The sequence below is a fragment of the Billgrantia desiderata genome (assembly GCF_900108215.1).
Classification (GTDB): domain Bacteria; phylum Pseudomonadota; class Gammaproteobacteria; order Pseudomonadales; family Halomonadaceae; genus Halomonas; species Halomonas desiderata.
On the sequence record NZ_FNVC01000006.1, the window covers coordinates 54,407 to 78,176 of the forward strand.

Annotated in this window: 19 protein-coding genes; 5 read left to right on the forward strand and 14 right to left on the reverse strand. The window is 65.5% G+C overall.

Annotation, left to right across the window (positions count from 1 at the left end; all coding sequences use genetic code 11):
* Positions 1-7 precede the first annotated feature (7 nt).
* Genes pstB through C4S71_RS07870 form a run of 4 tightly spaced genes read right to left on the reverse strand, consistent with a single transcriptional unit; the run spans position 8 to position 4,523 of the window.
* Positions 8-823 carry a phosphate ABC transporter ATP-binding protein PstB gene (gene pstB / locus C4S71_RS07855; RefSeq protein WP_103968774.1) on the reverse strand — a complete coding sequence of 272 codons (816 nt, stop codon included), beginning with the start codon at positions 821-823 and terminating at the stop codon, positions 8-10.
* 17 nt (positions 824-840) lie between these two features.
* Complete coding sequence (gene pstA / locus C4S71_RS07860) at positions 841-2,385, reverse strand: phosphate ABC transporter permease PstA (RefSeq protein ID WP_086509041.1); 1,545 nt, start codon at positions 2,383-2,385, stop codon at positions 841-843.
* Complete coding sequence (locus C4S71_RS07865; protein WP_103968775.1) at positions 2,382-3,515, reverse strand: ABC transporter permease subunit; 1,134 nt, start codon at positions 3,513-3,515, stop codon at positions 2,382-2,384. Before C4S71_RS07865 ends, pstA begins: the two co-directional genes overlap by 4 nt.
* Before the next feature lie 45 nt (positions 3,516-3,560).
* Positions 3,561-4,523, reverse strand: coding sequence for a PstS family phosphate ABC transporter substrate-binding protein (locus tag C4S71_RS07870; RefSeq protein WP_103968776.1), 963 nt, complete (start codon positions 4,521-4,523; stop codon positions 3,561-3,563).
* A 154-nt stretch (positions 4,524-4,677) separates the two neighbouring features.
* Here C4S71_RS07870 and C4S71_RS07875 point away from each other — a divergent pair, with 154 nt between their 5' ends.
* Positions 4,678-5,085 (forward strand): acyl-CoA thioesterase, encoded by a 408-nt coding sequence (locus C4S71_RS07875; protein ID WP_103968777.1) that lies wholly within the window; start codon positions 4,678-4,680, stop codon positions 5,083-5,085.
* Between the two features lie 57 nt (positions 5,086-5,142).
* On the opposite strand, the gene C4S71_RS07880 is transcribed toward C4S71_RS07875, so the two are convergent.
* The 3 genes from C4S71_RS07880 to hexR all read right to left on the reverse strand — a co-directional run bounded on the left by C4S71_RS07880 (position 5,143) and on the right by hexR (position 9,916).
* Positions 5,143-6,231 carry a TRAP transporter substrate-binding protein gene (locus C4S71_RS07880; protein ID WP_103968778.1) on the reverse strand — a complete coding sequence of 363 codons (1,089 nt, stop codon included), beginning with the start codon at positions 6,229-6,231 and terminating at the stop codon, positions 5,143-5,145.
* 422 nt (positions 6,232-6,653) lie between these two features.
* Positions 6,654-8,861 carry a DNA helicase II gene (gene uvrD, locus C4S71_RS07885; protein WP_103968779.1) on the reverse strand — a complete coding sequence of 736 codons (2,208 nt, stop codon included), beginning with the start codon at positions 8,859-8,861 and terminating at the stop codon, positions 6,654-6,656.
* Positions 8,862-9,052: 191 nt separating this feature from the next.
* A complete protein-coding gene (hexR, locus tag C4S71_RS07890; protein ID WP_086509035.1) occupies positions 9,053-9,916 on the reverse strand; it encodes a transcriptional regulator HexR in 864 nt (287 codons plus the stop codon).
* 192 nt (positions 9,917-10,108) lie between these two features.
* On the opposite strand from hexR, the gene C4S71_RS07895 reads away from it, so the two are divergent.
* Complete coding sequence (locus C4S71_RS07895; RefSeq protein WP_086509034.1) at positions 10,109-10,309, forward strand: PA3496 family putative envelope integrity protein; 201 nt, start codon at positions 10,109-10,111, stop codon at positions 10,307-10,309.
* 88 nt (positions 10,310-10,397) lie between these two features.
* Here the strand turns inward: C4S71_RS07895 and C4S71_RS07900 are convergent, their stop codons facing one another.
* Together C4S71_RS07900 and C4S71_RS07905 are read right to left on the reverse strand one after the other, a co-directional pair.
* A complete protein-coding gene (locus tag C4S71_RS07900) occupies positions 10,398-11,744 on the reverse strand; it encodes a sodium-dependent transporter (protein WP_103968780.1) in 1,347 nt (448 codons plus the stop codon).
* Between the two features lie 130 nt (positions 11,745-11,874).
* Complete coding sequence (locus C4S71_RS07905; RefSeq protein WP_103968781.1) at positions 11,875-12,741, reverse strand: DUF72 domain-containing protein; 867 nt, start codon at positions 12,739-12,741, stop codon at positions 11,875-11,877.
* Positions 12,742-12,840: 99 nt separating this feature from the next.
* Here C4S71_RS07905 and C4S71_RS07910 point away from each other — a divergent pair, with 99 nt between their 5' ends.
* Positions 12,841-13,443 (forward strand): phosphatase PAP2 family protein, encoded by a 603-nt coding sequence (locus tag C4S71_RS07910; protein ID WP_086509031.1) that lies wholly within the window; start codon positions 12,841-12,843, stop codon positions 13,441-13,443.
* A 42-nt stretch (positions 13,444-13,485) separates the two neighbouring features.
* Here C4S71_RS07910 and C4S71_RS07915 read toward each other — a convergent pair whose 3' ends face one another.
* The 5 genes from C4S71_RS07915 to C4S71_RS07935 all read right to left on the reverse strand — a co-directional run bounded on the left by C4S71_RS07915 (position 13,486) and on the right by C4S71_RS07935 (position 20,559).
* Positions 13,486-15,195 carry a DUF945 family protein gene (locus C4S71_RS07915; protein ID WP_103968782.1) on the reverse strand — a complete coding sequence of 570 codons (1,710 nt, stop codon included), beginning with the start codon at positions 15,193-15,195 and terminating at the stop codon, positions 13,486-13,488.
* 126 nt (positions 15,196-15,321) lie between these two features.
* Positions 15,322-17,157: a glutamine--fructose-6-phosphate transaminase (isomerizing) gene (gene glmS / locus C4S71_RS07920; RefSeq protein ID WP_103968783.1), complete on the reverse strand. Its 1,836-nt coding sequence runs from the start codon at positions 17,155-17,157 to the stop codon at positions 15,322-15,324.
* 21 nt (positions 17,158-17,178) lie between these two features.
* Positions 17,179-18,546 carry a bifunctional UDP-N-acetylglucosamine diphosphorylase/glucosamine-1-phosphate N-acetyltransferase GlmU gene (glmU, locus tag C4S71_RS07925; protein WP_086509028.1) on the reverse strand — a complete coding sequence of 456 codons (1,368 nt, stop codon included), beginning with the start codon at positions 18,544-18,546 and terminating at the stop codon, positions 17,179-17,181.
* Positions 18,547-18,644: 98 nt separating this feature from the next.
* A complete protein-coding gene (locus C4S71_RS07930; RefSeq protein WP_103968784.1) occupies positions 18,645-19,715 on the reverse strand; it encodes an FAD:protein FMN transferase in 1,071 nt (356 codons plus the stop codon).
* A gap of 31 nt (positions 19,716-19,746) precedes the next feature.
* Complete coding sequence (locus C4S71_RS07935) at positions 19,747-20,559, reverse strand: undecaprenyl-diphosphate phosphatase (protein WP_086509026.1); 813 nt, start codon at positions 20,557-20,559, stop codon at positions 19,747-19,749.
* Positions 20,560-20,911: 352 nt separating this feature from the next.
* On the opposite strand from C4S71_RS07935, the gene mgtE reads away from it, so the two are divergent.
* Entirely contained in the window at positions 20,912-22,261 is a 1,350-nt protein-coding gene (mgtE, locus tag C4S71_RS07940) for a magnesium transporter (protein ID WP_086509025.1), read from the forward strand.
* Between the two features lie 329 nt (positions 22,262-22,590).
* A complete protein-coding gene (locus C4S71_RS07945) occupies positions 22,591-23,748 on the forward strand; it encodes a cation diffusion facilitator family transporter (RefSeq protein WP_103968785.1) in 1,158 nt (385 codons plus the stop codon).
* The last annotated feature ends 22 nt before the right edge of the window (positions 23,749-23,770 follow it).

Consider the following 23,770-nt stretch of genomic DNA (forward strand, 5'->3'; position numbering starts at 1 on the left):
GCCTGGATCAGGCCATGCGGCCGGTGATGTAGTTCTCGGTACTGCGCAGGCTGGGGTTGGTGAACAGGGTATCGGTGGGAGCGTACTCCACCAGTTGGCCATCCTGCAGGAAGGCGGTGTAGTCGGAGACCCGCGCCGCCTGCTGCATGTTATGGGTGACCAGAATCAGCGTGAGCTGCGATTTCAGGCTGCGAATCAGCTCCTCGATCTTCAGCGTGGAGATCGGATCCAGCGCCGAGGCCGGCTCGTCGAGCAGCAGTACCTCGGGGCGCACCGCCAGCGAGCGGGCGATCACCAAACGCTGCTGCTGACCGCCGGAGAGCGACCAGGCCGACGCGCGCAGCCGATCCTTCACTTCATCCCACAGCGCTGCCGACTGCAGCGCCCATTCGACGATGTCGTCCATGCGCCGGCGCGTCAGCCCGCCCTGCAGGCGCAGGCCGAAAGCCACGTTCTCGTAGATCGACATGGGGAACGGGTTGGGCACCTGGAACACCATGCCGACTCGCCTTCGCAACTCGTCCACGGCCACTTCGGGGGCGTGGATGTCCTCGCCCTCGAGCAGGATCCGGCCGCTGTGACTGACCTCTTCGTTGAGGTCATGCAGCCGGTTCAGCAGCCGCAGCAGCGTCGACTTTCCGCATCCGGAGGGCCCGATGAACGCCGTGACCCGATGCCGCGGCACGCGCAGGGAGATGTCGCGCAGCGCCGGCTTGCCGCCATAGGCCAGACTCACCCCTTCGATCTCGAAGCAACTGGCGGTGGGATCGAAGTCGATGATCGAACCCGAGGCGGACGGCTGAAATCGCGACAGTAGGGTCATCGGTGAGCGTTTTCTCCTCATGGGCGCGGCTGCACGCCGTGGCGCGAACGAAAATAATGCCGCAGAAATATGGCAGTCAGGTTAAGCACCAGGATCACCAGGACCAGCAGCAGCGCCGTGGCGTAGACCAGCGGCAGCGCCGCCTGGACGTCGTTGCCGTGAAAGGCCGTATCGAAGATGTGATAGCCGAGATGCATGAACTTGCGATCAAGATGGAGGAAAGGAAACTCGCCGTCCACCGGGATCTGCGGCGCCAGCTTGGCCACCCCGACCAGCATCAGCGGCGCCACTTCGCCGGCGGCGCGGGCCACGGCCAGGATCACCCCGGTGAGCATGGCCGGCACCGCCATCGGCAGCACCACTCGGGTCAGGGTCTCCAGGCGCGTGGCCCCCAGCGCCAGGGCACCCTCGCGCTGCTGCACCGGGATGCGTGCCAAGCCCTCTTCGGTGGCCACGATCACTACCGGCAGGGTCAGCAGCGCCAGGGTCAGCGAGGCCCACAGCAGCCCGCCGGTGCCGAAGGTGGGCGACGGCAGAGCATCGCTGAAGAACCAGTCGTCGAGCGTGCCGCCGATGCCGTAGACGAACACGCCCAGCCCGAACACGCCATAGACGATGGAGGGCACCCCGGCCAGGTTGCGCACCGCGATGCGTACCAGATTCGTCAGCCGCCCCTGGTGGGCCACCTCGTTGAGGTAGACCGCAGCCAGCACGCCGAAGGGCGTGACCAGCAGCGACATCAGCAGCACCATCATCACGGTGCCGAAGATCGCCGGCCACACCCCGCCCGCGGTATTGCCATCCCGCGGGCCCTCGGAGAGAAAGCGCCACACTCCCTGCGACCAGGCCCCAACCTTCTCGCCGAGCGACATGGCGTTGGGCTGCCAGGCGCGCAGCACCTCGTCGAGAGGCTGGACCAGACGCCGTCCATCGACGCTTTCGAGCAGCGCCGCCTGGCCACCCATGGCCTGCTGCAGCTCACGCACCCGCGCATTGGCCTCCGCCAGCGCCTGGCGGGCGGCCGTGTCGTCCGGGCGGGCATCGAGGCGTCGTATCAGCGGTCGCAACACGTCGCGGCGCAGCCGCTCGCGCTCGTCGCGTAGCTCCTGGAGTTCGGCCAGTTGAGCCTCGAGCCTGGCCCAGGCCGCTTCCCGGGACTGCGCCGACGCCAGCGAATCGGCCTCGCCCACCGCCACCAGACGACCGATGAAGGCACCGTGCCGCCGGCGCTCCAGCACCACCAGCTCGGCTGGCCGCTCGCTGGCCACGATGGTAGCCACCGGCAGCCAGTGCCAGACATGGCCGTCCAGATCGCGGTTGCCGGTGAAGTAGAGCCGCTCGCGCCCGGCCTGCCGCTCCAGCGGCAGCTCGCGCACCGCCTGCCCCGCCAGCAGCCGGCCATCCTCCAGCTCGACGAGCGTTACCGAGGCAGGCCAGAAGTGCCCCAGGCCGCGCACGGCCAGCAGCAGCAGCAACCCGCCCAGCAGCAGCAGCGACAGCGCCACGCTGCCGGCAGCCAGCCAGGCCCAGGGGCCTTCCGTGCGCGGCAGGCGTCGGCTCATGCCGCACCGCCCAGCCAGCGATAGCGTCGCCTCAGGCGACTTCTCACCACCTCGGCCAGGGTATTGACCAGAAAGGTGAAGATAAACAGCAGCAGCGCCGCCAGCATCAGCAGCACATAGGCTTCGCTGCCCGGTACGGCCTCGGGCAGTTCGACGGCGATGCCCGCCGCCATGCTGCGCATGCCCTCGAACGGACTCAGACTCATCAGTGCGGCGTTGCCACTGGCCATCAGCACGATCATGGTCTCGCCCACGGCGCGACCGGTACCGATCATCACCGCGGCGAAGATACCCGGCGAGGCGGCCGGCAGCACCACCCGCCACAGCGTCTGCCAGCGTGTCGCGCCCAGCGCATGGGCGCCCTCACCGAGCCGGCCGGGCACGCCGGAGAGCGCATCCTCGGCCAGGGCATAGATACTGGGCATGACCGCAAAGCCCATGGCCACGCCCACGATCATGGCGTTGCGCGTGGCGTAATCGAGCCCTAGCTCGCGGTCCAGCCACACACGCAGGTCGCCGCCGAACAGCAGCACCTCGAGCCAGGGTGCAAGCGAGAAGGTCGCCAACGCCAGCAGCAGCAGCCAGGGCACGAGCCACAGCCCGGCGCGCGCCAGCGACAGCCGGCGCCGCCAACCCGACGGCAAGCGGCGCCAGAGGCCGGCGGCAAGCAGCACCCCCAAGGGTAGCAACAGCATGAGCGTCAGGACGCCGGCCAGATGGCGCTCGACCCAGGGGGCCATGACCAGCCCGGCCACGAAGCCGACCACTACGCCTGGCATGGCCTCCATCATTTCCAGGGTCGGCTTCATGCGGCTGCGCAACCGCCGGGTCATGAACAGCGCCGAGTGAATGGCGGCCCCCAGCGCCAGCGGTACGGCAAAGAGCATCGCCCACAGGGCTGCCTTCAGCGTCCCCCAGGCCATCGGCGTCAGCGCGAGCCGCACCCGTTCCATCTCCAGCCTGCCATCGAACAGGGCCGGCAGCACCTCGACGACGAGGAAGGCACCGATCGCCATGACGGCCACGATCACGCCGATACCGCCCGCCGCGATGAGCCCCGTGGCCAGCCGATCGAGACGTCGGCGCCAGGGCGAGCGGGGGGCGGAAACGAGATTTGGGGGTTCTATCATGATCGGCAGCCTATAGCGGCTTGATGACAGTTTCGTGACAGGCGCTCAGGGCCACGTCGGGTCGAGGCCCAGCAGCTCACGCTGAGCCGCCAGGTGCTCCTCCGACAGCGCCACGAAGCCCATCTCGGAAACGGTGCGCTGCCCCTGAGGCGACAGGATGAGATCCAGCAGGGCCCGCTCCGGCCCGGAGAGCGCCTCTCCGGGGGGAAGGTTGACGTAGAGGAAGAGCGCGCGGCCAAGCGGATACTCGCCCTGACGCACCGGTTCGGCAGCGGGAACATGCCGGCGGCCCTCGCCATCCTCGATGGCGAGGGCCTTGACCCCGGGGGTCAGGTGATTGAGGCCGACATAGCCGATGGCCTCGCGGCTTTCGGTGACCGCCGCCACCACGGCGGCAGAGCCCGGGTGCTCGTTGAGCCGTGGGCTGTAGCTGCCGCCACACAGCGCCTGCTGGCGGAACAGGCCAAAGCTGCCGGAGGCGGGATTACGCCCGTTGAGCTCGATCCTTCCCGCTCGCCCCGCAACGCCGAGCTGTTCCCAGCGCAGGATCGCCTCACCGCCGCCGCAGCGGCGCGTGGTCGAGAAGATGGCATCGATCTCGTCGAGGCGCAGCGACTCCAGCGCATGGTGACGATGCACGATCACCGCCAGGGCGTCCCGTGCCACCTCCACCTCCTGCACCGGGTAACCGTGATGTTCCTGGAAGGCGTGACGCTCGCTTTCGCTCATGGCCCGCGACATCGGTCCTAGCCGGGTGGTACCGGCCGCCAGCGCCGTGGGCGCGCTGGCCGAGCCGCTGGCCTGGAGCTGGAGGCGAATGCCCGGGTGGCGCTCGCTGAGCTGTTCGCCCCAGCGCAACATCAGCCCGGCCATGGTGTCGGAGCCCACCACGCCGAGCGTACCGACCGGCTCATCGGCCTGAGCCTGGTACATTGCACAGACCAATAGCAGTGCCAGGCAGCACTGCCATGGCCTGCGCCGACCAAGTGCCTTGCCGAAAGGGTTCATGAGGGGCTCCTTGCCGCTGACTGAGACGATCGCTCACGAGTGACGGCTTGTCGCAGCGCTGGTGAGGCCGGGGCTTGGCGTATAAGATGGCCCCCAGCAGGCGCTGCAATGCAATATCGCCATCCACAACAACAAGCCGAGCATACGATATTCCATGACCGACCTCGACGACGTTCCCGCACCCCAAGGGCAATTGACCCTCAAACTGCTGGCCGATCGCCAGGATACCAACTTCTACGGCGACATCCCCGGCGGCTGGCTGGTACGCCACATGGATCAGGCCGCCGAGCTGGCGGCGGGCCGCGAGGCGCGTGGCCGCACCGCCACCGTGGCCATCGAGACCATGGATTTCCTGTGTCCGGTACGCGTCGGCTCGATGGTCAACATCTTCACCGCCGTACGCGAGATCGGCCACAGCTCGATCAAGATCGACGTCGAAGTGTGGATCCGCCACCCCCACGAGCGCGAGACCAGCGAGCTGCACAAGGTCACCGAGGCCCGCTTCGTGATGGTGGCGCTGGACGACAAGGGGCGCATCCGCGCGGTACGCCAGGGCGGCTGAACTCCCCAACGCAACGAGGGCGCCAATAGGCGCCCTCGCTGCGTTCGACGTCGTCGATCAGGTGACGACGGTGTCGCGGGTCTTGAGATACTCGAACTCGCCCACGTCGCTGAACGGGCGAACCAGCGCCTGGAACGCGCTGTAGGACTCGTAGACCTTGGCCGAATCGGGGTCGTTCTCCACCTGCTGCTGAATGACCCGCTGCGACGACTCGTAGAGCGCCTCGATGACGTCCTGGGGGAAGGTGCGCAACTGCACGCCATGCTCCTCCACCAGGGTGGCCAGCGCCTGGGCGTTGCGATAGGCAAACTCGCTGATCATGTCCAGGTTGGAGGCCTTGGCGGCCTCGCGCACCACGGCCTTGAGGTCGTCGGGCAGGGCATTCCAGGCATCCAGGTTGACGGTGCCCTCGAGCACGGCAGTCGGCTCGTTCCACGGCGAGGTGTAGTAGTAATCGGCCACCTGATGCAGGCCGAAGGCCATGTCGTTGTAAGGACCGACCCAGTCGGCGGCGTCGAGCACGCCGGTCTGCATGGAAGTGAAGATCTCCCCGCCCGGCATGTTGACGGTGGTCACGCCGATGCCGTTCATGGCCTCGCCGGCCAGGCCCGGCAGACGCAGGCGGATGCCCTGCATGTCGGCCAGCGAGTTGATCTCGCGCTTGAACCAGCCGGCCATCTGGGCACCGGTGTTACCCACCGCGAACGGCTTCAGGTTGTGCTTGGCGTAGATCTCGTCCCACAGTTCCTGACCGCCACCGTGGTAGAGCCAGGCGTTCATTTCGGTGGTGTTCATGCCGAAGGGCACGGCGGTGAAGAACTGCGAGGCGGCGACCTTGCCGCGCCAGTAGTAGGCGGCGGAGTGTCCCATCTCGGCGGTACCGGCGGCCACGGCATCGAACACCTCCATGGCGGGTACCAGCTCGCCGGCGCCGTGCACGCGAACGCGCATGCGGCCGTTGGAGAGCTGTTCGATACGCTGGGCGAATGCGTTGGCACCGGTACCCAGGGCCGGGAAGTTGGTCGGCCAGGAGGTGACCATGTCCCAGGTGATGGTTTCCTGCGCCTTGGCAGTGGAGACGAAGGGGGCAGCGACGACGCCGGCAGCACCGAGGCCGGCGGTTTTCAGGAATTTACGGCGTTGCATGGCGGGCATGACTCCAGGGTGGTTATTCTGAGTCGCGTCTAAGGAAACACTGCACAAATGCCTGCGCGAGCGAATTGCTCAGCGCTTCCCTAATCAAGCGCGATGTGTCCGTCAGTGAGTATGCTTAATGGCAATTTGGCCAGCAAGCGCGGCTTTTGACGTAGACGTCAACGTACCCAGGGATACGCTGAGCTCTCTATGGAAGCGCTGAACAAATCGGCGAGCGAGATGAAGCACAAGGCGCACGGAGCACAGTACCGAGCGAAGCGACAAACAGCCGTAGGCTGGCCCCGAAGGGGCGAGAAGCCGAAGGCGGCGAGTCAACCGGAGCATATGGGGTATAGGTGAGGATTCCGACGGTCCGACGCTTCGGCACCGCGCAACGCAGTGATTCGCTCGCGCAGGCATTTGTGCAGTGTTTCCTATAAGGGAGTGAGCTTGGCGAACCCTAGCACCAGCCACTTGTCGCCTTCGCCCTCGAAGCTGACCTGCACCCGGGCCCGCGCGCCCTCGCCCTCGGCGTTGAGTATCACCCCCTCGCCGAAGACGGGGTGATGTACCCGCTGGCCGAGACTCAGGCTGGGCAGGTCGTCACCGCCGTCGACCGAGGTCTGACGCGACAGCCCCACCGCCGGACGCATGGCCGTCACCGGACGCGAGATCTGCCCGCGCAGCCGCACCTCCTCCAGATACTCGGCGGGGATCTCGCGCAAAAAGCGCGACGGCCGCTGGAAGGTCTCCTTGCCATGCAGGCGGCGAATCTCCGAATGCGTGAGGTAGAGCTTGCGCATGGCGCGGGTCAGGCCGACGTAGCACAGCCGGCGCTCCTCCTCGAGCCGGCCGGGCTCCTCCAGCGACATCTTGTGCGGGAACAGCCCCTCCTCGACCCCGGCGATGAACACCACCGGGAACTCCAGGCCCTTGGCCGAGTGCAGGGTCATCAGCTGCACGCTGTCCTCGAACTCGTCGGCCTCGTGCTCGCCGGCGTTGAGCGCCGCCTCGGCGAGGAAGGCCTCCAGCGCCACGGCGCCCTCGCCGGCCTCGGGCGGGTCGAAGGATTCGCCCTGGGTGAAGGCGCGGGCGGCGTTGATCAGCTCTTCCAGGTTCTCGACCCGAGCCTGTCCCTTCTCGCCCTTCTCGTTGCGATGATGCTCGACCAGCCCGGAGCGCTCGTTCACGTGATCGATGATCTCGTACAGCCTCAGGCCGGCGGTGTCGTTGTCGAGCCCTTCGATGAGATCGGCGAAGGCCTGTAGCGACGCCCCGGCGCGCCCCTTCAGCGAACCGTCGGCCAGGCCGTCGTGCAGCGCCTGCCACAGCGACACCCCGGCCACGCGCGCCCGCTCGCGCAGCTGCTCCACGGTACGGGTGCCGATGCCCCGCGGCGGCACGTTGATGATGCGCTCGAGCGAAGCGTCGTCGTCGCGGTTGAGCAGCAGGCGCAGATAGGCCAGGGCGTTCTTGATCTCCAGCCGCTCGTAGAAGCGATGACCGCCGTAGATGCGGTAGGGCATGCCCTGGCGGATCAGGGTCTCCTCAAGCACCCGCGACTGGGCGTTGGAGCGGTAGAGAATGGCCACGTCGCGGCGCCGGTAGCCCTCGTCGACCTTCTCCTTGATAGTGTCGACGATGAAGCGCGCCTCGTCCAGGTCGTTGAAGCCGGCATACACCGAGATCGGCTCACCGCGGGCGCCGGCCGTCCACAGCTCCTTGCCCATGCGCTCGGCGTTGTGGCTGATCAGGGCGTTGGCGGCATCGAGAATGGCACTGGTGGAGCGGTAGTTCTGCTCCAGGCGCACGGTATGGGTGCCGGGGAACTCCTGCTCGAAGCGACGGATGTTCTCGATCCGCGCGCCGCGCCAGCCGTAGATCGACTGATCGTCGTCGCCGACCACGGTCATCGGCGTTTTCATGCCGGTGAGCAGCTTGAGCCAGGCGTACTGCAGGGTGTTGGTGTCCTGGAACTCATCGACCAGCACGTGGGCGAAGCGCTCCTGGTAGTGGGCCAGCAGCGCCGGGGTATCGCGCAACAGCTCCAGGCTCCTGAGCAGCAGTTCGCCGAAGTCGACCAGGCCGCCGCGCTCGCAGGTGAGCTGGTAACGCTCGTAGAGCTCGACCATCTGGGCCATGTAGGCATCGCCGTGCACGTCGACCTGATGCGGACGCAGCCCCTCTTCCTTGCAGCCGGAGATGAAGTACTGCACCTGGCGCGGCGGGTAGCGCTCGTCGTCGATCTGGTGATCCTTGAGCAGGCGCTTGATCAGACGCAGCTGGTCGTCGGAGTCGATGATCTGGAAATGCTGCGGCAGCCGCGCGTCCTGCCAGTGGGTGCGCAGCAGGCGGTGGGCGATGGAGTGGAAGGTGCCGACCCAGACGTTGCGCAGCGACAGCCCCAGCAGCGCCTCGAGCCGCGTGCGCATCTCGCGTGCGGCCTTGTTGGTGAAGGTCACGGCGAGCACGGCATAGGGCGACAGCCCCTCGGCCTGCATCAGCCAGGCGATGCGATGCACCAGCACCCGGGTCTTGCCGGAGCCGGCTCCGGCCAGCACCAGCATGTTGCCCTGGGGGGCGCTCACCGCCTCGCGCTGGGCCGGGTTCAACTGATCGAGAATCGCCGTGACGTCGTCCATGGAAGGGGTCTGCCGCTGGAAAAAATGAGCGCCCAGCTTAGCATATCCGCCCGTCCAATCCTCGACCCGAGCGGCGCCGGGGACAGGTCGAAGCGGAGGTCATCCTTCAGGGATGAAGGATGTAGCGCCCAGGGAAGGGTTCACAGCGCCTCCGCCTAGACCTGTCGCCGGAACAGCCGCGGGCTAGGCCGCTAGGGCTTGCCCTCCTGCTCCGGAAACCTCAACGGCGTCAGGCTCTTCTTGACCGCCTTGAGCTGCTCGGCGAGCTTCGGCCCGCGGGTCTTGGCCACACCCACGGCGAGCACGTCGATCAGCACCAGATGGGCGATGCGCGAGCTCATCGGCGTGTAGATCTCGGTGTCCTCGTGCACGTCGATGTAGAGCGGCAGGGTCACCTCCTCGGAGAGCGGTGAACCGCTGGGACACAGGCCGATCACCGTGGCACCGGCCTCGCGGGCCAGGCGCACGCTGGCCACCAGGGCGCGGGTACGTCCGGTCTGGGAGATCGCCACCACCACGTCGCCCTCCTTGAGGGTCACCGCCGACATGTTCTGCATGTGGGGGTCGGCGTAGGCCGCGGTGGAGATCTGCAAACGGAAGAACTTGTGCTGGGCATCGAAGGCCACCGCCCCGGAGGCGCCGAAGCCGTAGAACTCGACCCGGTTGGCCATGGCCAACGACTGGATCGCCCGGCTCAGGGCTTCGTTGTCGAGGCGGTCACGCACCGACAGCAGGGTACCCACGGTGGAGTCGAAGATGCTCTGGGAGAACTCGGCGACGGAGTCGTCGTCGTTCATCGAGAACTGGGCGAACTGGCTGCCCGAAGCCAGCATCTGCGCCAGCTTGAGTTTGAAGTCCTGAAAGCCGTTGCAGCCCAGGGCCCGGCAGAAGCGCACCACGGTCGGCTCGCTGACCTTGGCCTCGGTGGCCAGATCGACGATGCGCATGTGAATGACTTCATCGGGATTGCGCAGCACGAAGCGCGCCACTTTCTGCTCGGAGCGGCGGAAGAGCTCCATGCGGCGTCTCATTTCATCGAACAGGGCGCGGCTCACGCTGAACTCCTTGATTGGCCAATCGCTGGGTTCAGTATGCACGATACCGACTCGCTTGGGGGAGTTTCGCTCCTCAGCGTGGAAAGAGTCACTTCGTCACGATTCTGTCAAGTAGGGTATAGTAAAGATGCTGTGATTTGATCTTGCCGCACTGACGAAGATAAGGCACAGAAGAAGAAGGGAGAGTCGATCATGAGTAAGGTCGAACGAGTCACTTCCGTCAAGAATGAACTTCTCGACATCTTCATGAGCATCAACGTCGCCGAGCATGAGAAGCGCTCCCGCAGCGCCGCCCAGCGAAACCTGCGCGCCCGCCGCGGCATCGAGCTGCATCAGGAGTTCAAGCAGCTGGAGCGGGACATCGCCGATCTGGTCGACGAAGAAAGACACTGAAGCGGCCGCCCGAAGGCGGCCGCGACAAGCAGGAAATCCGGCCCCGGCATGCGGGGCCAGCTAGGCTCGTCACCCAATAATCCCTGGCTCATCCCAACAGGGAGTTGACGAACACCAGGATCACCCCCAGCGGCGCCACGTAGCGCGCCACCACCAGCCACACCTGTTCGCTGCCGCCCGTCAGATTCAGCTCGGCGGCCACGCTGCGGCGATCCAGACACCAAGCCACGAAGACGATCGCGCCCAGCCCCGTCAGCGGCAGCAGGATCTTGCTGGTGAAGGTGTCCAGCAGATCGAACACGTTGAGTCCGAACATCACCGGCTCGGGCCAGACGTTGAACGACATCAGCGCGGCAATGCCCAACAGCCACACCGCCACGGCGCTCACCAGCGTAGCCATGACCCGTGTCAGCGGCGTGCGCTCCTCGACGAACTCCACCACCGGCTCGAGCAGCGAGATGGCCGAAGTCAGCGCGGCGAAGGTCAGCAGCAGGAAGAACATCAGCCCCAGCAGCATGCCGCCGGTCATGTTGCCAAACGCCAGCGGCAGGGTGACGAAGATCAGCCCCGGGCCTTCTCCGGCACTCAGGCCGTTGGCGAAGACGATGGGGAAGATCGCCAGGCCGGCCAGCAGGGCGATGCCGGTATCCAGGATGATCACCGTGCGTGCGGTGCCCAGCAGGTTGACGTCCTCACCCAGGTAGGAACCGTAGGCCATCATGATGCCCATGCCCAGCGACAGGGTGAAGAAGGCCTGCCCCATGGCGGCCAGCACCACGTCGCCGGAGAGCGCGCCCCAGTCGGGGCGGAACATGAAGGCCAGCGCCTCGCCGAAATGACCGGTGGTCATGCCGTAGCCGACCAGCACCACCATCAGCACCACCAATGCCGGCATCATGGTGCGTACCGCACCTTCCAGCCCCTTGGTCACGCCGCGCGCCACGATCCATACCACCAGCGCCATGAAGGCGGTATGCCACAGCAGCAGCAGTCCGGGACTGCCCAGCAGCCCCTCGAAGATGGCGCCGACGCCGTCGGCATCCTGGCCGGTAAAGGTACCGGTGACCGAACCCAGGGTATAGGAGAGCGACCAGCCGCCGATGACGCTATAGAAGGAGAGGATCAGGAAGGCCGCCAGCACGCCGCTGGCACCCACCAGTGCCCACGCCTTGGGCTGAGCGTTCTTGCCGGCCAGCTCCGCCATGGCGTTGATCGGGTTCTTCTGACCCCGCCGGCCGATCAACCACTCGGCCACCAGCACGGGGAGGCCCACCACGGCCACGCAGGCCAGGTAGACGAGGACGAAGGCGGCACCGCCGTTGTCTCCCACCATGTAGGAGAAGCGCCAGATATTGCCTAGCCCGACGGCCGACCCGGCGGCCGCCAGCACGAAGGTCATCTTCGATGACCACTGCGCATGGACGAGTTTAGACATGAGTCACCTGTTGTTATGTATCCGATTGTTGATCTGCCTCAAGCACAAAAACCCGGAAAAACGATAGGTAATTGCACCGAATGGTGGCAAATCTATCCGATCATACGCTCGAAGGCCAGCGGCAGAGGACTCAGAACAGCGTGGTTTGACGCTCTCCGGCGAAGTCGTTGAGCGGCGGTTGGTCGAGGTGGGCGATCAGCTCGCCATGGAGGCCTCGGGCGAGCTCGGGGGCCTGTCGGTTATTCGCGGTATGCACAAAGAGAAAAGGGGTTTTCCCCTGTTTTATCCACAGCCTCAGCTGGTCTATCCAGGGTCGGAAGTAGTTGAGGTTGATCGCTTCATCGAGGTGTCCGATAAAGCGGACAAGCGGCTCGTTTCCCGTGGAAAGCACGTGTAATGGGCACCGTGGCTTTTCACTCTGCGCTTGTGCAAGCGCGGGGCAGCCCGCCGCCGAGGTCGAGAACAGCGGCCTCACATCGAGCATGACACGGTTGGCGCCATGAGTTATCAACAGGCGGTTGAGAGCGATCTCGGCCGCCCCCTTGTGGAAAAATTCAGGATGCCGGACCTCCACGGCGCAGGGAATCGCCGCAGGCCAGCGTACCAGCAGCGCTTCGAGCCGGGGCAGTAGATCAGGGCCGAAGTCCCGCGGCAACTGGACGAGCAGTGGTCCCAGCCGATCGTGCAGTGGGGTCAGGGCCTCGACGAAGGCATCGAAGTCCGTCTCGATACCCTCGAGACGACGCTCGTGGGTCAGCGCCGCCGGCAGCTTGAAGCAGAAGCGAAAATCAACAGGCGCCAGGCGCGACCAGCCAGCCACCGTCTCGGCCCGGGGCGCCCCGCTGTAGAAGGTCGTGTTGCCCTCCACCGCGTTGAACACCCGCGCATAGTCGGCCAGCCAGCCCTCCTGGCCGCCATAGGGTGGGTAAAGGGAGCCACACCAGTCGGGGTTGGCCCACATGGCCAAACCCAGATACAGTCTGGACAACCTTGTCATGCTCCTGTAACAAAATTAATCGGAAACGCCGCCCGGCGAATGGCAGCATGGCTGCCTGCTCAAGAATGCACAAGGAAGCGCGCCCAGCGCACCCAGCCCATGGATACGACTCTCAACCTTGCCCTGTTCGCCCAACTCAACGCGGCGCCCGGCAGCGACCCACGGCTGCTGCTGATGGCGGAAGTCTTCGCCGTGTACTTGATCTGGCTGGTGCCGGCTCTGCTGGTCATTGGCTGGCTGCGCGGCAGTGAGCGCCTGAAACGCCCGCTGTGGGAGGCCTTCATCGCCACCCTGCTCGCGCTGGCCGCAAGCTGGGTGATCGGCTGGCTGTGGCCGACGCCACGGCCGTTCATGATGCCCGTGGGACAGACCTTCCTGGAACACGCCCCGACCCCGGCATTTCCCAGCAATCACGCCACCATCATGCTGACCATGGCCTTCAGCCTGCTGCTGCATGCCGGCACCCGAAGGATAGGGCGCTACCTGCTGCTGTTGACACTGCCGGTGGCTTGGGCGCGTGTCTTCCTCGGTGTGCATTTCCCCCAGGACATGCTCGGCGCCCTGGTGCTGGCGGCGGCGATGGCCACGCTGGTCGGCGCCAGCCGCAGCTGGCTGATCCTGCCCTTCTATCACCGGGTGGCCATGCGGCTGTATCGAATACTGTTCGCGCCGTTGATTCGCCGCGGCTGGGTGGAGCGCTGAGCGCTCCACCCAGCCCACTCTTCAGCGCTGCTTCGCAGCGGCTCAGAACTGCTCCAGCAGCCACTCGCCGGGTTCGCCGTTCACCAGCAGCTGGCCGTCCTGTAACTGCACCTTCAAGGTGTAGCTCCCGTCCTGCTCGCGGCGAACGACGCCCATCTCGAGCATCGGCTCCACGCTTCCGGCCACCACCTCCTTGGCCATGGCATCGAGCTCATTGCCCGAAAGCATGCCATTGTACTGCTGACGCAGGACTTCACGGCTCACCCGATGCAGCAGCATGGCGGAAGCCTCCACGCTCAGATCCAGGCGGTTTTCCGCATCGAGCAGAAAGCTGTCGTCGAAACCGGCAATGTCCTGAAGCAGCAGGTCGGCTTCCAGCGCCAGCGTGATGTCCGCATCGCCCATGCTGAACGACGCCGGCTTGATGGTGAGTACGGAGCGGCCCGCCATCAGCGCCTCGCCGGCCTCCTCCATGCGCTCGAAAATGGGCAGCAGGGCCTCAGGATCGTCCCACTGGAAGCTGGCAATGGCTTCGTAGATCAGGCTCCACAGGGTGTCGTACTCGGTGCGCGACAGCTTCCCGTAGCTGGACTCCACATGGAAGGCGATCGACTCCTCCAGGCCCTGAATCTGCAGCCCCTCTGCCGCCCACAGCTGCGCCAGCTGGAAGTGCGCCTCGGATTCCGGCTCCAGCCCCAGGCGAACCGTGGCGCTTTGCGCAGTAAAACCCGGCGAGTACTGCTCGCTCACCGTCAGGCCGTCGAGGCTGAGGCCAAGCTGGCCATACCAGCTGCTGTCGCCATGGCGAGTCGCCGTGAAATCGGCCGCCAGACCGTCCATGGTGAGGTAAAGATCAGGCGCTTCGGACTCGAAGCCCTGCATCTCCAAGTGCGCCACCAGGTCGGCGAAGCGGCCCTGCTCATCGAACAGCAATTTGACCTCGACGCTCTGCCCTTCGATGCGGGAGTTGCCCACCTCTTGCAGATCGCGGCTCTCCGTCGACATCGGCGCATCGTCCGAGCGCAGCGTGATTTCACGCAGCACTCCCTGGGGGAAAGAAATCACCAGGTCGGTGGTAGAGCCCTCGAAGGTGTGAACGGCCGAAGGCTCCACCAATCGGGACTGCCCCAGACGATTCGTACTGCGATACTCACCCGAGCTTGAGTCGTAGCGGAACTCACCGCCCAGGTATTCACCCTGGTAACGCATCTCCACACCCAAATCATCGAGTAGCGGACCCGAGGCCAGCGTTACCGCCATGGGCTCCCATTCGCCTTCTACCACTTGGTCAAAACCGACCCTGCCGGCATAGCGGGCGAAATCCTCGTCTTCTTCCAGGTGGATCGCCTGCTCGAACAGCCAACCCGACGCCTCGGCTCGCCCCTCGAACGTGGCCAGAGCGCCCACGAAGGGGCCATGGGTGATGCGGTCGTTGACGACTATTCTGAGCGGCTCTCCATCGAATGACAGCCCCATCTCTGCGCCAAGAAGACGCTCGTAAGCCTGCGCAAGTTCGGGCTCGATGATGAGTTCATAGCTGGCACTGGCTTGGAACCAGTCACGTTCATAAACCAGGTTCTCGACCTGGATATAGCCGAAGCGCTGCAACTGTTGCAGATAATCGGCGTAATGCTTTTCCACCTGCTGGCCCAACCAATAGGGAACTCCCAGACCCACCACAAGCACGGGCCCTGCGCCAATCACCAGCAAGCGTTTCAGGAAACTTCCCTGACGTTTCTGTCCGTTCCCCACGTCGATATCCTTTTCTCGTTCTTCGTTTAATTGAAATGAGGCAGCAACAAGTCTCTTGTTACTGCCTAGTTCAATGCCGAAGTTTAACGATAGGAAACGAGAAAAGTAAGCTGAAGTATCCTGAGTTCACTCCACCGTTACCGACTTGGCCAGATTACGCGGCTGATCGACGTCGGTACCCTTGAGTACCGCCACGTGATAGCTCAACAGCTGCAGCGGCACGGTATAGAGAATCGGCGCCAAGGCGTCGTGCACATGTGGCAGATGCAGCACCCTGACGCCATCTTCCTCCACGATGCCGACCTGCTCGTCGGCGAACACGAAGAGTTCGCCGCCACGGGCACGCACTTCCTGCAGGTTGGACTTGAGCTTGTCGAGCAATTCGTCGTTGGGAGCGACGGAAATGACCGGCATCTCGCTGTCCACCAGCGCCAGCGGGCCGTGCTTGAGCTCGCCGGCGGGATAGGCCTCGGCGTGGATGTAGGAGATCTCCTTGAGCTTGAGCGCGCCCTCCAGGGCGATGGGGAAGTGCGCGCCGCGCCCGAGGAAGAGGGCATGATGCTTCTCGGCAAAGGCGGTCGACAGCCGCTCGATGGCATCATCCAGTTTCAGCACCTGACCCACCAGTTGCGGCAGCGAGCGCAGCCCGGCCACCAGTTCGGCCTGGGTCTCGGCCGCCAGCCCCTTGACCCGCCCCAGGGCCAGCGTCAGCAGCATCAGGGCGGTGAGCTGGGTGGTGAAGGCCTTGGTCGAGGCCACGCCGATCTCGGGGCCGGCCTGGGTCATCAGGGTGAGATAGGACTCACGTACCAGGGAGCTTCCCGGCACGTTGCAGATGGCCAGGCTGCCGAGATAGCCCCGCTCGCGGGCGAAACGCAGGGCCGCCAGGGTATCGGCCGTCTCACCGGACTGCGACAGCGTGACGAACAGGGTGTCGTCCGGCACCACCACCGTGCGGTAGCGGTACTCCGAGGCGACTTCCACCTGCACGGGGATGTCGGCATAGCGCTCCAGCCAGTAGCGCGCCACCAGACCGGCATGATAGCTGGTACCGCAGGCGACGATATGCACCTGCTTGACCCGCTCGAACAACGCCTCCGCATCGGGCCCGAAGCACTCGACCGGCACCGCGCGCTCGCTCAGCCGCCCTTCCAGCGCTGCCGCGATCACCGCCGGCTGCTCGTAGATCTCCTTCAGCATGTAGTGACGGTATTCGCCCTTGCTGGCGGCGCCGTCGCCATGCTCGAAGGTATGCGTCTCACGCTGCGCGGCTTGCCCCTGCGCATCGCGGATCTCGATCCGGCCGCCGTCGGAGAGCCGGACCACGTCACCCTCCTGCAAGTAGATGAAACGGTCGGTGACCTGCAGCAGCGCCAGCGGGTCGGAGCCGAGGAAGGCTTCGTCGATCCCCACTCCCACCACCAGCGGACTGCCCTTGCGTGCACCCACCACGACGTCGGGCTCGTCGGCATGCACCACGGCCAGGGCATAGGCGCCTTCGAGGCGAGCGAGCCCTCGCTGTACGGCGGCCAACAGGCCGTCGCCACGGCGGTATTCACGCTCCAGCAGGTGCGCCACCACCTCGGTATCGGTCTGCGAGGAGAAGACATAGCCGTCGGCTTCCAGCTCGCGGCGTAGCGGCTCGTGATTCTCGATGATGCCGTTGTGCACCAGCGCCAGCCGGCTTCCCGACTGGTGCGGATGAGCGTTCTCCTCGCTGGGCTTGCCGTGGGTGGCCCAGCGGGTGTGGGCGATACCGCAGCGCCCCGGCAGGGCTGCCTCATTAAGCATGGTCTCGAGGGCTGCGACCTTGCCCAGCGCGCGGCGGCGCTGCAGCTCGTCATCGGGAGAGATCACCGCCATCCCGGCCGAGTCGTAGCCGCGGTACTCCAAGCGCCTCAAGCCTTCGAGCAGGATGCCTTCCACGTTGCGCTGGGCAACGGCACCGACGATTCCACACATGACGATTCCTCGCGCTGGTTGTCAGTCTCGGGTCTTCTTGGCCGGTCGCACCCAGTCGGCCTTGCCGATCTGGCGTCCACGGGAAACGGCCAGGGCGTTGTCGGGCACGTCCTTGCTGATGGTCGAACCGGCCCCCACCGTGGCACCTCGCCCAACGCTGACCGGCGCCACCAAGGCGGTGTTGGAGCCGATGAAAGCATCGTCGCCGATGTCGGTGTGGTGCTTGTTGGCCCCATCGTAGTTGCAGGTGATGGTACCGGCGCCGACGTTGACGCCGCGACCCAGTCGCGCATCGCCCACATAGCTAAGATGATTGATCTTGCTGCCCTCGCCCACTTCGGCATTTTTCGTCTCGACGAAATTGCCCACCTTGGCGCCCACCGCCAGGCGCGTTCCCGGACGCAGCCGGGCAAAGGGACCGATACGGTTGTGGCCAGCTGCCACGGCCCCTTCGATCACGCTGTGCGGCTCGATGACGGTTTCGGCGCCGATATGGCTGTCGCGGATCACGCAGTGGGGTCCGATGCGAACGCCTTCGCCCAGCTCCACCTCGCCCTCGAACACGCAGCCGACGTCGATCTCCACGTCATGACCGCAGTTGAGGCGACCGCGCACGTCGAGGCGCGCCGGGTCGATCAACGCCACGCCCTGGGCCATGAGTTCATCAGCTATCCGCATCTGGTGGGAACGCTCCAGGCGGGCCATCTGCTGGCGGTTGTTGACCCCCTCCACCTCCATGGCATCGGCCGGCTGGGCCGTGGCGATGGCTACTCCCTCGGCGGCTGCCATGGCAATGACGTCGGTGAGGTAGTACTCACCCTGGGCATTGTCGGCGGAGAGCTGCGGCAGCCAGCGCTTCAGTTGTGACGCGGTCATGGCCATGATGCCGGTGTTGCATTCGCGGATTGCCAGCTCACGCTCGCTGGCATCCTTCTGCTCGACGATGGCCACCGCCTCGCCGTCGGCGTTGCGCAGGATCCGGCCGTAACCGGTGGGGTCGTCCAGGGTCACGGTGAGCAGCGCCATGCGCGATTCGCTCACTTCGGCCAGCAGTGCCGCCAGCGTCTCGCGACGGATCAGCGGCACGTCGCCGTACAGTACCAGCACCTTGCCTTCGCCCAGGCCATCCAGCGCCTGGGCCACGGCATGGCCGGTGCCCTTCTGTTCGGCCTGCAGGGCAAAGCGTACCGGGTAGTCGCCGAGTGCCTCGCGCACCCGCTCGGCACCGTGGCCGACCACGACGTGCAGGCGCTCCGCCTCGAGTTCGAGGGCGGTATCGAGTACGTGACGCACCATCGGCTTGCCGGCCAGGCGATGCAGCACCTTGGGCAGGGTAGAACGCATCCGCGTACCCTGCCCGGCGGCAAGGATCACCACATCCAGGGTCATCGAAGACTCCTTGTCCATTCGATTGGCTCTTCAGTTCATCAGGGACCAAACGGCACCCATGGCTCAACATGGGCCGTGCACCGCTCTTTTTCGGCGGTTCAGCGCACCTCGAGGTTCATTTCTTCGCTCAGTTCCCCACCGAAGCGTTCCGCGAAGGCCGGGCTCGCCACGCTGCGCCAGCCTTCGCCTTCACGTACCAGCAGCAGCACCTTGAGGTCCTGCTCACGGGCCAGGGCCATGCTCTCCTCTTCACCCAGCACCAGCATTGCCGTGGCCCAGGCGTCGGCCCAGGCATTCGAGGGATGCGCCACCGTCACCGAGGCCACCCGATGCTCGATGGGCCGACCGGTTCGCGGGTCGATGGTGTGCGAGAAGCGCCGCCCCTCCTCTTCGAAATAGTTGCGGTAATCGCCGGACGTGGCGATCGAGATGTCGTGCACCGGCACGATCTGCGTCGCTTCCTGACGGTCGTCCAGCGGCGCCTCGATGCCGATGCGCCAAGGCTCACCGTCGGCATCCCGGTAGCCACGCGCGATCAGATCGCCGCCCAGGTTGACCAGATAGTGCTCGATGCCTTCGCCATCGAGGTAGGCGGCCACCCGATCGGTACCGTGACCCTTGGCCACGCCGCCGAGATCGACGAACACGTCGCGCAGCCGGCGTGCCTGCATGGCGTTCTCGTCGACCTCGATGCTGTCGGGCCCCACCTCGGCAAGGCGGGCCTTCAGGGTCTCGTCATCCGGTACTTCGCGCGGTCGCGCCTCGGAACCGAAGCTCCACAGGTTGACCAGCCCGCCGATGGTCACGTCGAAGGCGCCGTTGCTGCTTTCGGCCACCGACTGGCTGATCGCCAGCACCTCGATCAGCTCGTTGGAGAGCGGCTGCCATTCGCCCACCGGTGACTGATTGAAGGCTATCAGCTCCGCATCTTCACGATAGATCGACATCGATGCATCCACCTGCTCGAGCACCTCGCGCAGCCCCTCTTCCAGTTCGCGCGCCTGCCCCTGGGTCAGGCCGTCGGCGATGGTCACCTGATAGAAGGAGCCGAAGATGGCGCCTTCGAGGCGCACCGGCGAATCCAGCGGACGATCGTTTTCCGAGCATCCGCTGAGCAGCAGCGCCAGGCTCAGGGCCAAAGCCACCATGGGGCGCAGGAAAGAGGTCATGATATCAAGACTCCTCGATAGAGTGGGTGGGCTACCAGAAGATCCACAGCAGCCACAGCCCAAGCACGATGCGGTAGACAACGAAAGGCTGCATTCCGATCCGCTTGATGAAAGCGATGAAGTAGTGAATGCAGATATAGGCGCTCAGCCCCGACAGCACCACACCCACCGCCATCGCCTGCCAGTCGATCTCGCGCGGCACCTGCAGCGCTCCATGGATTTCCAGGCCCGAGGCCAGAGCCGTGACCGGGATCGACAGCAGGAACGAAAAGCGCGCCGCGCCCTCGCGGCTCATGCCCAGCAGCAGCGCCGCCGTCATGGTGATGCCGGAGCGCGAGGTACCGGGGATCAGCGCCAGCGCCTGGGCGGCACCGATCAACAACGCGTCGCGCAGGGTAAGCTGGTACTCACTTCTCCCCGCTCGCTTGTTCCAGTCAGCATATCCCAGCAGCAGGCCGAAGCCGATCAGGGTGAAAGCGATCAGAAGCGGCGAGCGCATGCTGACGCTGATGGCGTCATGCAGGACGAAGCCGGCAACGCATACGGGTATGGTGGCCAGCAGCACCCACCACGCCAGCCGGGCGTCCGGATCTTCGACGCCCTGGCGCAGGCTGCGCCGTTGCAGCGACATGGCCCAGCTGGCGCCCATGCGGCGCAGGTCGTGACGGAAATAGAGCACCACCGCCAGCAGGCTGCCCAGATGCACCGCCACGTCGAAGGTCAGCCCCTGGTCGTCCCAGTCGGTGAGTACCGGCACCAGGATCAGATGGGCGGAACTCGAGATCGGCAGGAACTCGGTCAAGCCCTGAACCACTGACAGTACGACGACCTGGAGCCAATCCATTCCTGGTATTCTCCCGATGGCAAGGCTTATGCAGTGCAGCAAACGCACGACCGGACGCGAAGAGGATACACGCCCCCTTGCCGATTGTCCGCCGTCGCTCGTTACAATTCCGCGGCTCGCGGCAATATTGCGGATCGGCGATGACCGGCCTAGAATGCCCGCGCCACCGAATGGCGGCGACACCCAATTTTCCCGAGGACGTTATGGAACCTCCGAGTCGACAGACAACGACGGACATTCCAGCTATCAGCGCTGCACCGCCGCGCGCGCCACGGCCCTTGCCTGACCTGATTCTCTAAGGTCCCGCCAAGGCTTCTGCGCGCACGTGCCGATGCGCGCCAGGAGCCCGACCATGAGCTATGCCATTCTCGCTGCCTCACTGCGCAGCGCCATGCAGCGTCGCGATCAGGAAGCCATCGAGCGCCTGATCGCCGACATGCAGCCGGCCGACCTGGCCGAATTCGTTCAGCATGAGCACACCGATACCGTGCTTTCGCTCTTGCAGCACCTGCCGCTCGATCAGCGCGCGGTGGCGTTCGGCTACCTCAGCGAAGCGCTTCAGGAGGAGATCGCCCTTCGCCTGAGCGACACCAAGCTGGCCGAGCTGCTGCTGCACATGAGCGCCGACGAGCGCACCGACCTGTTCAAGCAGCTCGATGAGGATCGTCAGCAGGCGCTGCTGCACGCCATGCCGCGTGCCGAGCAGGAAGATCTGCGCAAGCTTTCCAGCTACGAAGAAGGTACCGCCGGGGCGATCATGACCTCGGACTACGTGGCGATCCCGGCCTACTACGACGTCACCCGCGCTCTGGCTACGCTGCGTGCCACCGGCACGCATGCCGAAACCGTCTATCAGCTCTACTGCATCGATACCGACGGACGCCTGCTCGGCACCGTGTCGCTGCGCGAGCTGATCCTGGCCGAGCCCGACAGTCAGGTCGCCGAGCTGATGACCGAGGAGGTGGTCTTCGTCACCGCCGATACCGCTCAGGAGGAGGTGGCCCGCCTGGTGGCTCGCTATGATCTTCTGGCGCTGCCGGTCATCAACGGCGGCGAGCGCCTGGTCGGCATCGTCACCTACGACGACGCCATGGACGTGGCCGAGGAGGAGGCCACTGAGGACATGCACAAGGGCATGTCCATCGGCAAGCTCGAGGGCGGACTGCGCAGCGCCAGCCTGTTCGATCTCTACCGCAAGCGGGTGGTGTGGCTGGTGCTGCTGGTGTTCGCCAACATCTTCTCCGGCGCCGGTATCGCCTACTTCGAGGAGACCATCGAGGCCTACATCGCGCTGGTGTTCTTCCTGCCCCTGCTGGTGGACAGCGGCGGCAATGCCGGCTCCCAGGCCGCCACCCTGATGGTGCGCGGCATGGCCACCGGCGACGTGCGCACCCGCGACTGGACCCGGCTGCTGGGTCGCGAGGTGCTGGTGGCCGTGGGCCTGGGCCTGACCATGGCGCTTGCAGTGTCGGTAGTGGGCATCTTCCGCGCCGGCACCGAGATCGCCATGGTGGTGGCCATGAGCATGGTGCTGATCGTGATCGTGGGCAGCCTGATCGGCATGATCCTGCCGTTCGTTCTCAATCGGCTGGGCTGGGATCCGGCCACCGCCTCGGCGCCGCTGGTGACCTCCATCGCCGATGCTTCGGGGGTGTTGATCTATTTCGCCATTGCCACTGCCGTGCTGGGCCTACCGGTCTAGGGAAACACTGCACAAATGCCTGCGCGAGCGAATCGCTGCGTTGCGCGGTGCGCGGAATCCTCACCTATACCCCATAGGCTCCGGTTGACTCGCAGCCTTCGGCTTCTCGCCCCTTCGGGGCCAGCCTACGGCTGTTTGTCGCTTCGCTCGGTACTGTGCTCCGTGCGCCCTGCGACCCACAGGGATGTGGGAAGTGCGTTGGTTCGTCGGGAACGAACCTAGCCGCTTCATCTCGCTCGCCGATTTGTTCAGCACTACCCTAAGCGCTTCAACTGGCTCGGTGTAAATGAGAACATATAGCAGTTGGATGCAGGGGAGCTCGGACGACCATGATCTCGACTGACGATCAGGCCATGCACAGCCGCGATGCCAAGCGCGCCACCTACATCGCCGCCTGGCTGGACGGCCTGCTCGGCTGTGCCAAGGTGGTGGTGGGTGTCCTGGTCGGTTCGGCGGCCCTGGTGGCCGACGGCATCCACTCGTTCTCCGACCTGGTCACCGACGGCTTCGTGCTGGCGGCCACCCACTATGGCCGCCAGGGCCCCGATCAGGACCACCACTACGGCCACGGCCGCATCGAGACCCTGGCCACCCTGCTGCTGGGCAGCGTGCTGATCTTCGTCGCCGGCGCCATCGCCTGGTCGAGCCTGCAGCGCCTGCTCGCCGGTACCGAGATCGCCGCGCCGGGGATCGGGGCCATGCTGTTGGCGCTGGCGGCCCTGCTGGCCAAGGAGTGGCTGTTCCATTACACCATGCGCATTGCCAGGCGGGTGAGGTCGAAGCTGCTCGAGGCCAACGCCTGGCACTCTCGCTCCGACGTGCTCTCCACCGCGGTGGTGCTGGTAGCGCTCATCGGCGCTCAGTTCGGCTTCGGCTGGCTCGACGCCGTGGCGGCGGTGATCGTCGGCCTGCTGGTAGGCAAGGTAGGCTGGGATCTGCTGTGGGAGTCGGCACGCGAGCTGGTCGACACCGCTCTGCCGGCCGATGCACAGCAGCAGATGCATCAGGTCGCCCTTGGCGTTCCCGGCGTGGAAGGCGTGCACGACCTGCGTACCCGCCAGTCGGCCGGGCATGCCATCGTCGACCTGCATGTGGTGGTGGGCCCGCGCATCAGCGTGTCGGAGGCCCACGAGATCGGTAACGAAGTGAGCCGCCGGCTGCGCCGCGCCTATCCCGCGCTCAGCGACGTGACCTTCCACATCGACCCCGAGGATGACGCCGGCGAGGGCGATCCCAGTCGCTTCCCCGGCCTGCCACTGCGGCCCGAGGTGGACCGGGTACTGCGGCAGCGCTGGTCGTCGCACCCCTGCTGGCCTCATATCGAGCACTATCGCCTGCATTATCTGCAGGGTCGGATCAGCGTGGACGTGTTCATGGATGGCCAGCTGTCCTACTCGGAACTCACGGCGCTGCCCCATCAGCTGAGAGACCTCATTCGCGACGTGCCGTGGCTGGCAGACGTCGAGATCAAGCAGAACGTGCGCTGAAACCCAGCGTCTGCCGTGCTAA

Excerpts from the sequence above, each read along its gene's own strand:
- C4S71_RS07930 (WP_103968784.1), bottom strand. The coding sequence starts at position 19,715 with ATGACCTCTTTCCTGCGCCCCATGGTGGCTTTGGCCCTGAGCCTGGCG.
- pstA (WP_086509041.1), bottom strand. The coding sequence starts at position 2,385 with ATGAGCCGACGCCTGCCGCGCACGGAAGGCCCCTGGGCCTGGCTGGCT.
- C4S71_RS07875 (WP_103968777.1), top strand. The coding sequence starts at position 4,678 with ATGACCGACCTCGACGACGTTCCCGCACCCCAAGGGCAATTGACCCTC.
- C4S71_RS07905 (WP_103968781.1), bottom strand. The coding sequence starts at position 12,741 with ATGACAAGGTTGTCCAGACTGTATCTGGGTTTGGCCATGTGGGCCAAC.
- glmU (WP_086509028.1), bottom strand. The coding sequence starts at position 18,546 with ATGACCCTGGATGTGGTGATCCTTGCCGCCGGGCAGGGTACGCGGATG.
- mgtE (WP_086509025.1), top strand. The coding sequence starts at position 20,912 with ATGAGCTATGCCATTCTCGCTGCCTCACTGCGCAGCGCCATGCAGCGT.
- uvrD (WP_103968779.1), bottom strand. The coding sequence starts at position 8,861 with ATGGACGACGTCACGGCGATTCTCGATCAGTTGAACCCGGCCCAGCGC.
- C4S71_RS07865 (WP_103968775.1), bottom strand. The coding sequence starts at position 3,515 with ATGATAGAACCCCCAAATCTCGTTTCCGCCCCCCGCTCGCCCTGGCGC.
- C4S71_RS07880 (WP_103968778.1), bottom strand. The coding sequence starts at position 6,231 with ATGCAACGCCGTAAATTCCTGAAAACCGCCGGCCTCGGTGCTGCCGGC.
- pstB (WP_103968774.1), bottom strand. The coding sequence starts at position 823 with ATGACCCTACTGTCGCGATTTCAGCCGTCCGCCTCGGGTTCGATCATC.
- C4S71_RS07895 (WP_086509034.1), top strand. The coding sequence starts at position 10,109 with ATGAGTAAGGTCGAACGAGTCACTTCCGTCAAGAATGAACTTCTCGAC.
- C4S71_RS07945 (WP_103968785.1), top strand. The coding sequence starts at position 22,591 with ATGATCTCGACTGACGATCAGGCCATGCACAGCCGCGATGCCAAGCGC.
- C4S71_RS07900 (WP_103968780.1), bottom strand. The coding sequence starts at position 11,744 with ATGTCTAAACTCGTCCATGCGCAGTGGTCATCGAAGATGACCTTCGTG.
- glmS (WP_103968783.1), bottom strand. The coding sequence starts at position 17,157 with ATGTGTGGAATCGTCGGTGCCGTTGCCCAGCGCAACGTGGAAGGCATC.
- C4S71_RS07935 (WP_086509026.1), bottom strand. The coding sequence starts at position 20,559 with ATGGATTGGCTCCAGGTCGTCGTACTGTCAGTGGTTCAGGGCTTGACC.
- C4S71_RS07870 (WP_103968776.1), bottom strand. The coding sequence starts at position 4,523 with ATGAACCCTTTCGGCAAGGCACTTGGTCGGCGCAGGCCATGGCAGTGC.
- C4S71_RS07910 (WP_086509031.1), top strand. The coding sequence starts at position 12,841 with ATGGATACGACTCTCAACCTTGCCCTGTTCGCCCAACTCAACGCGGCG.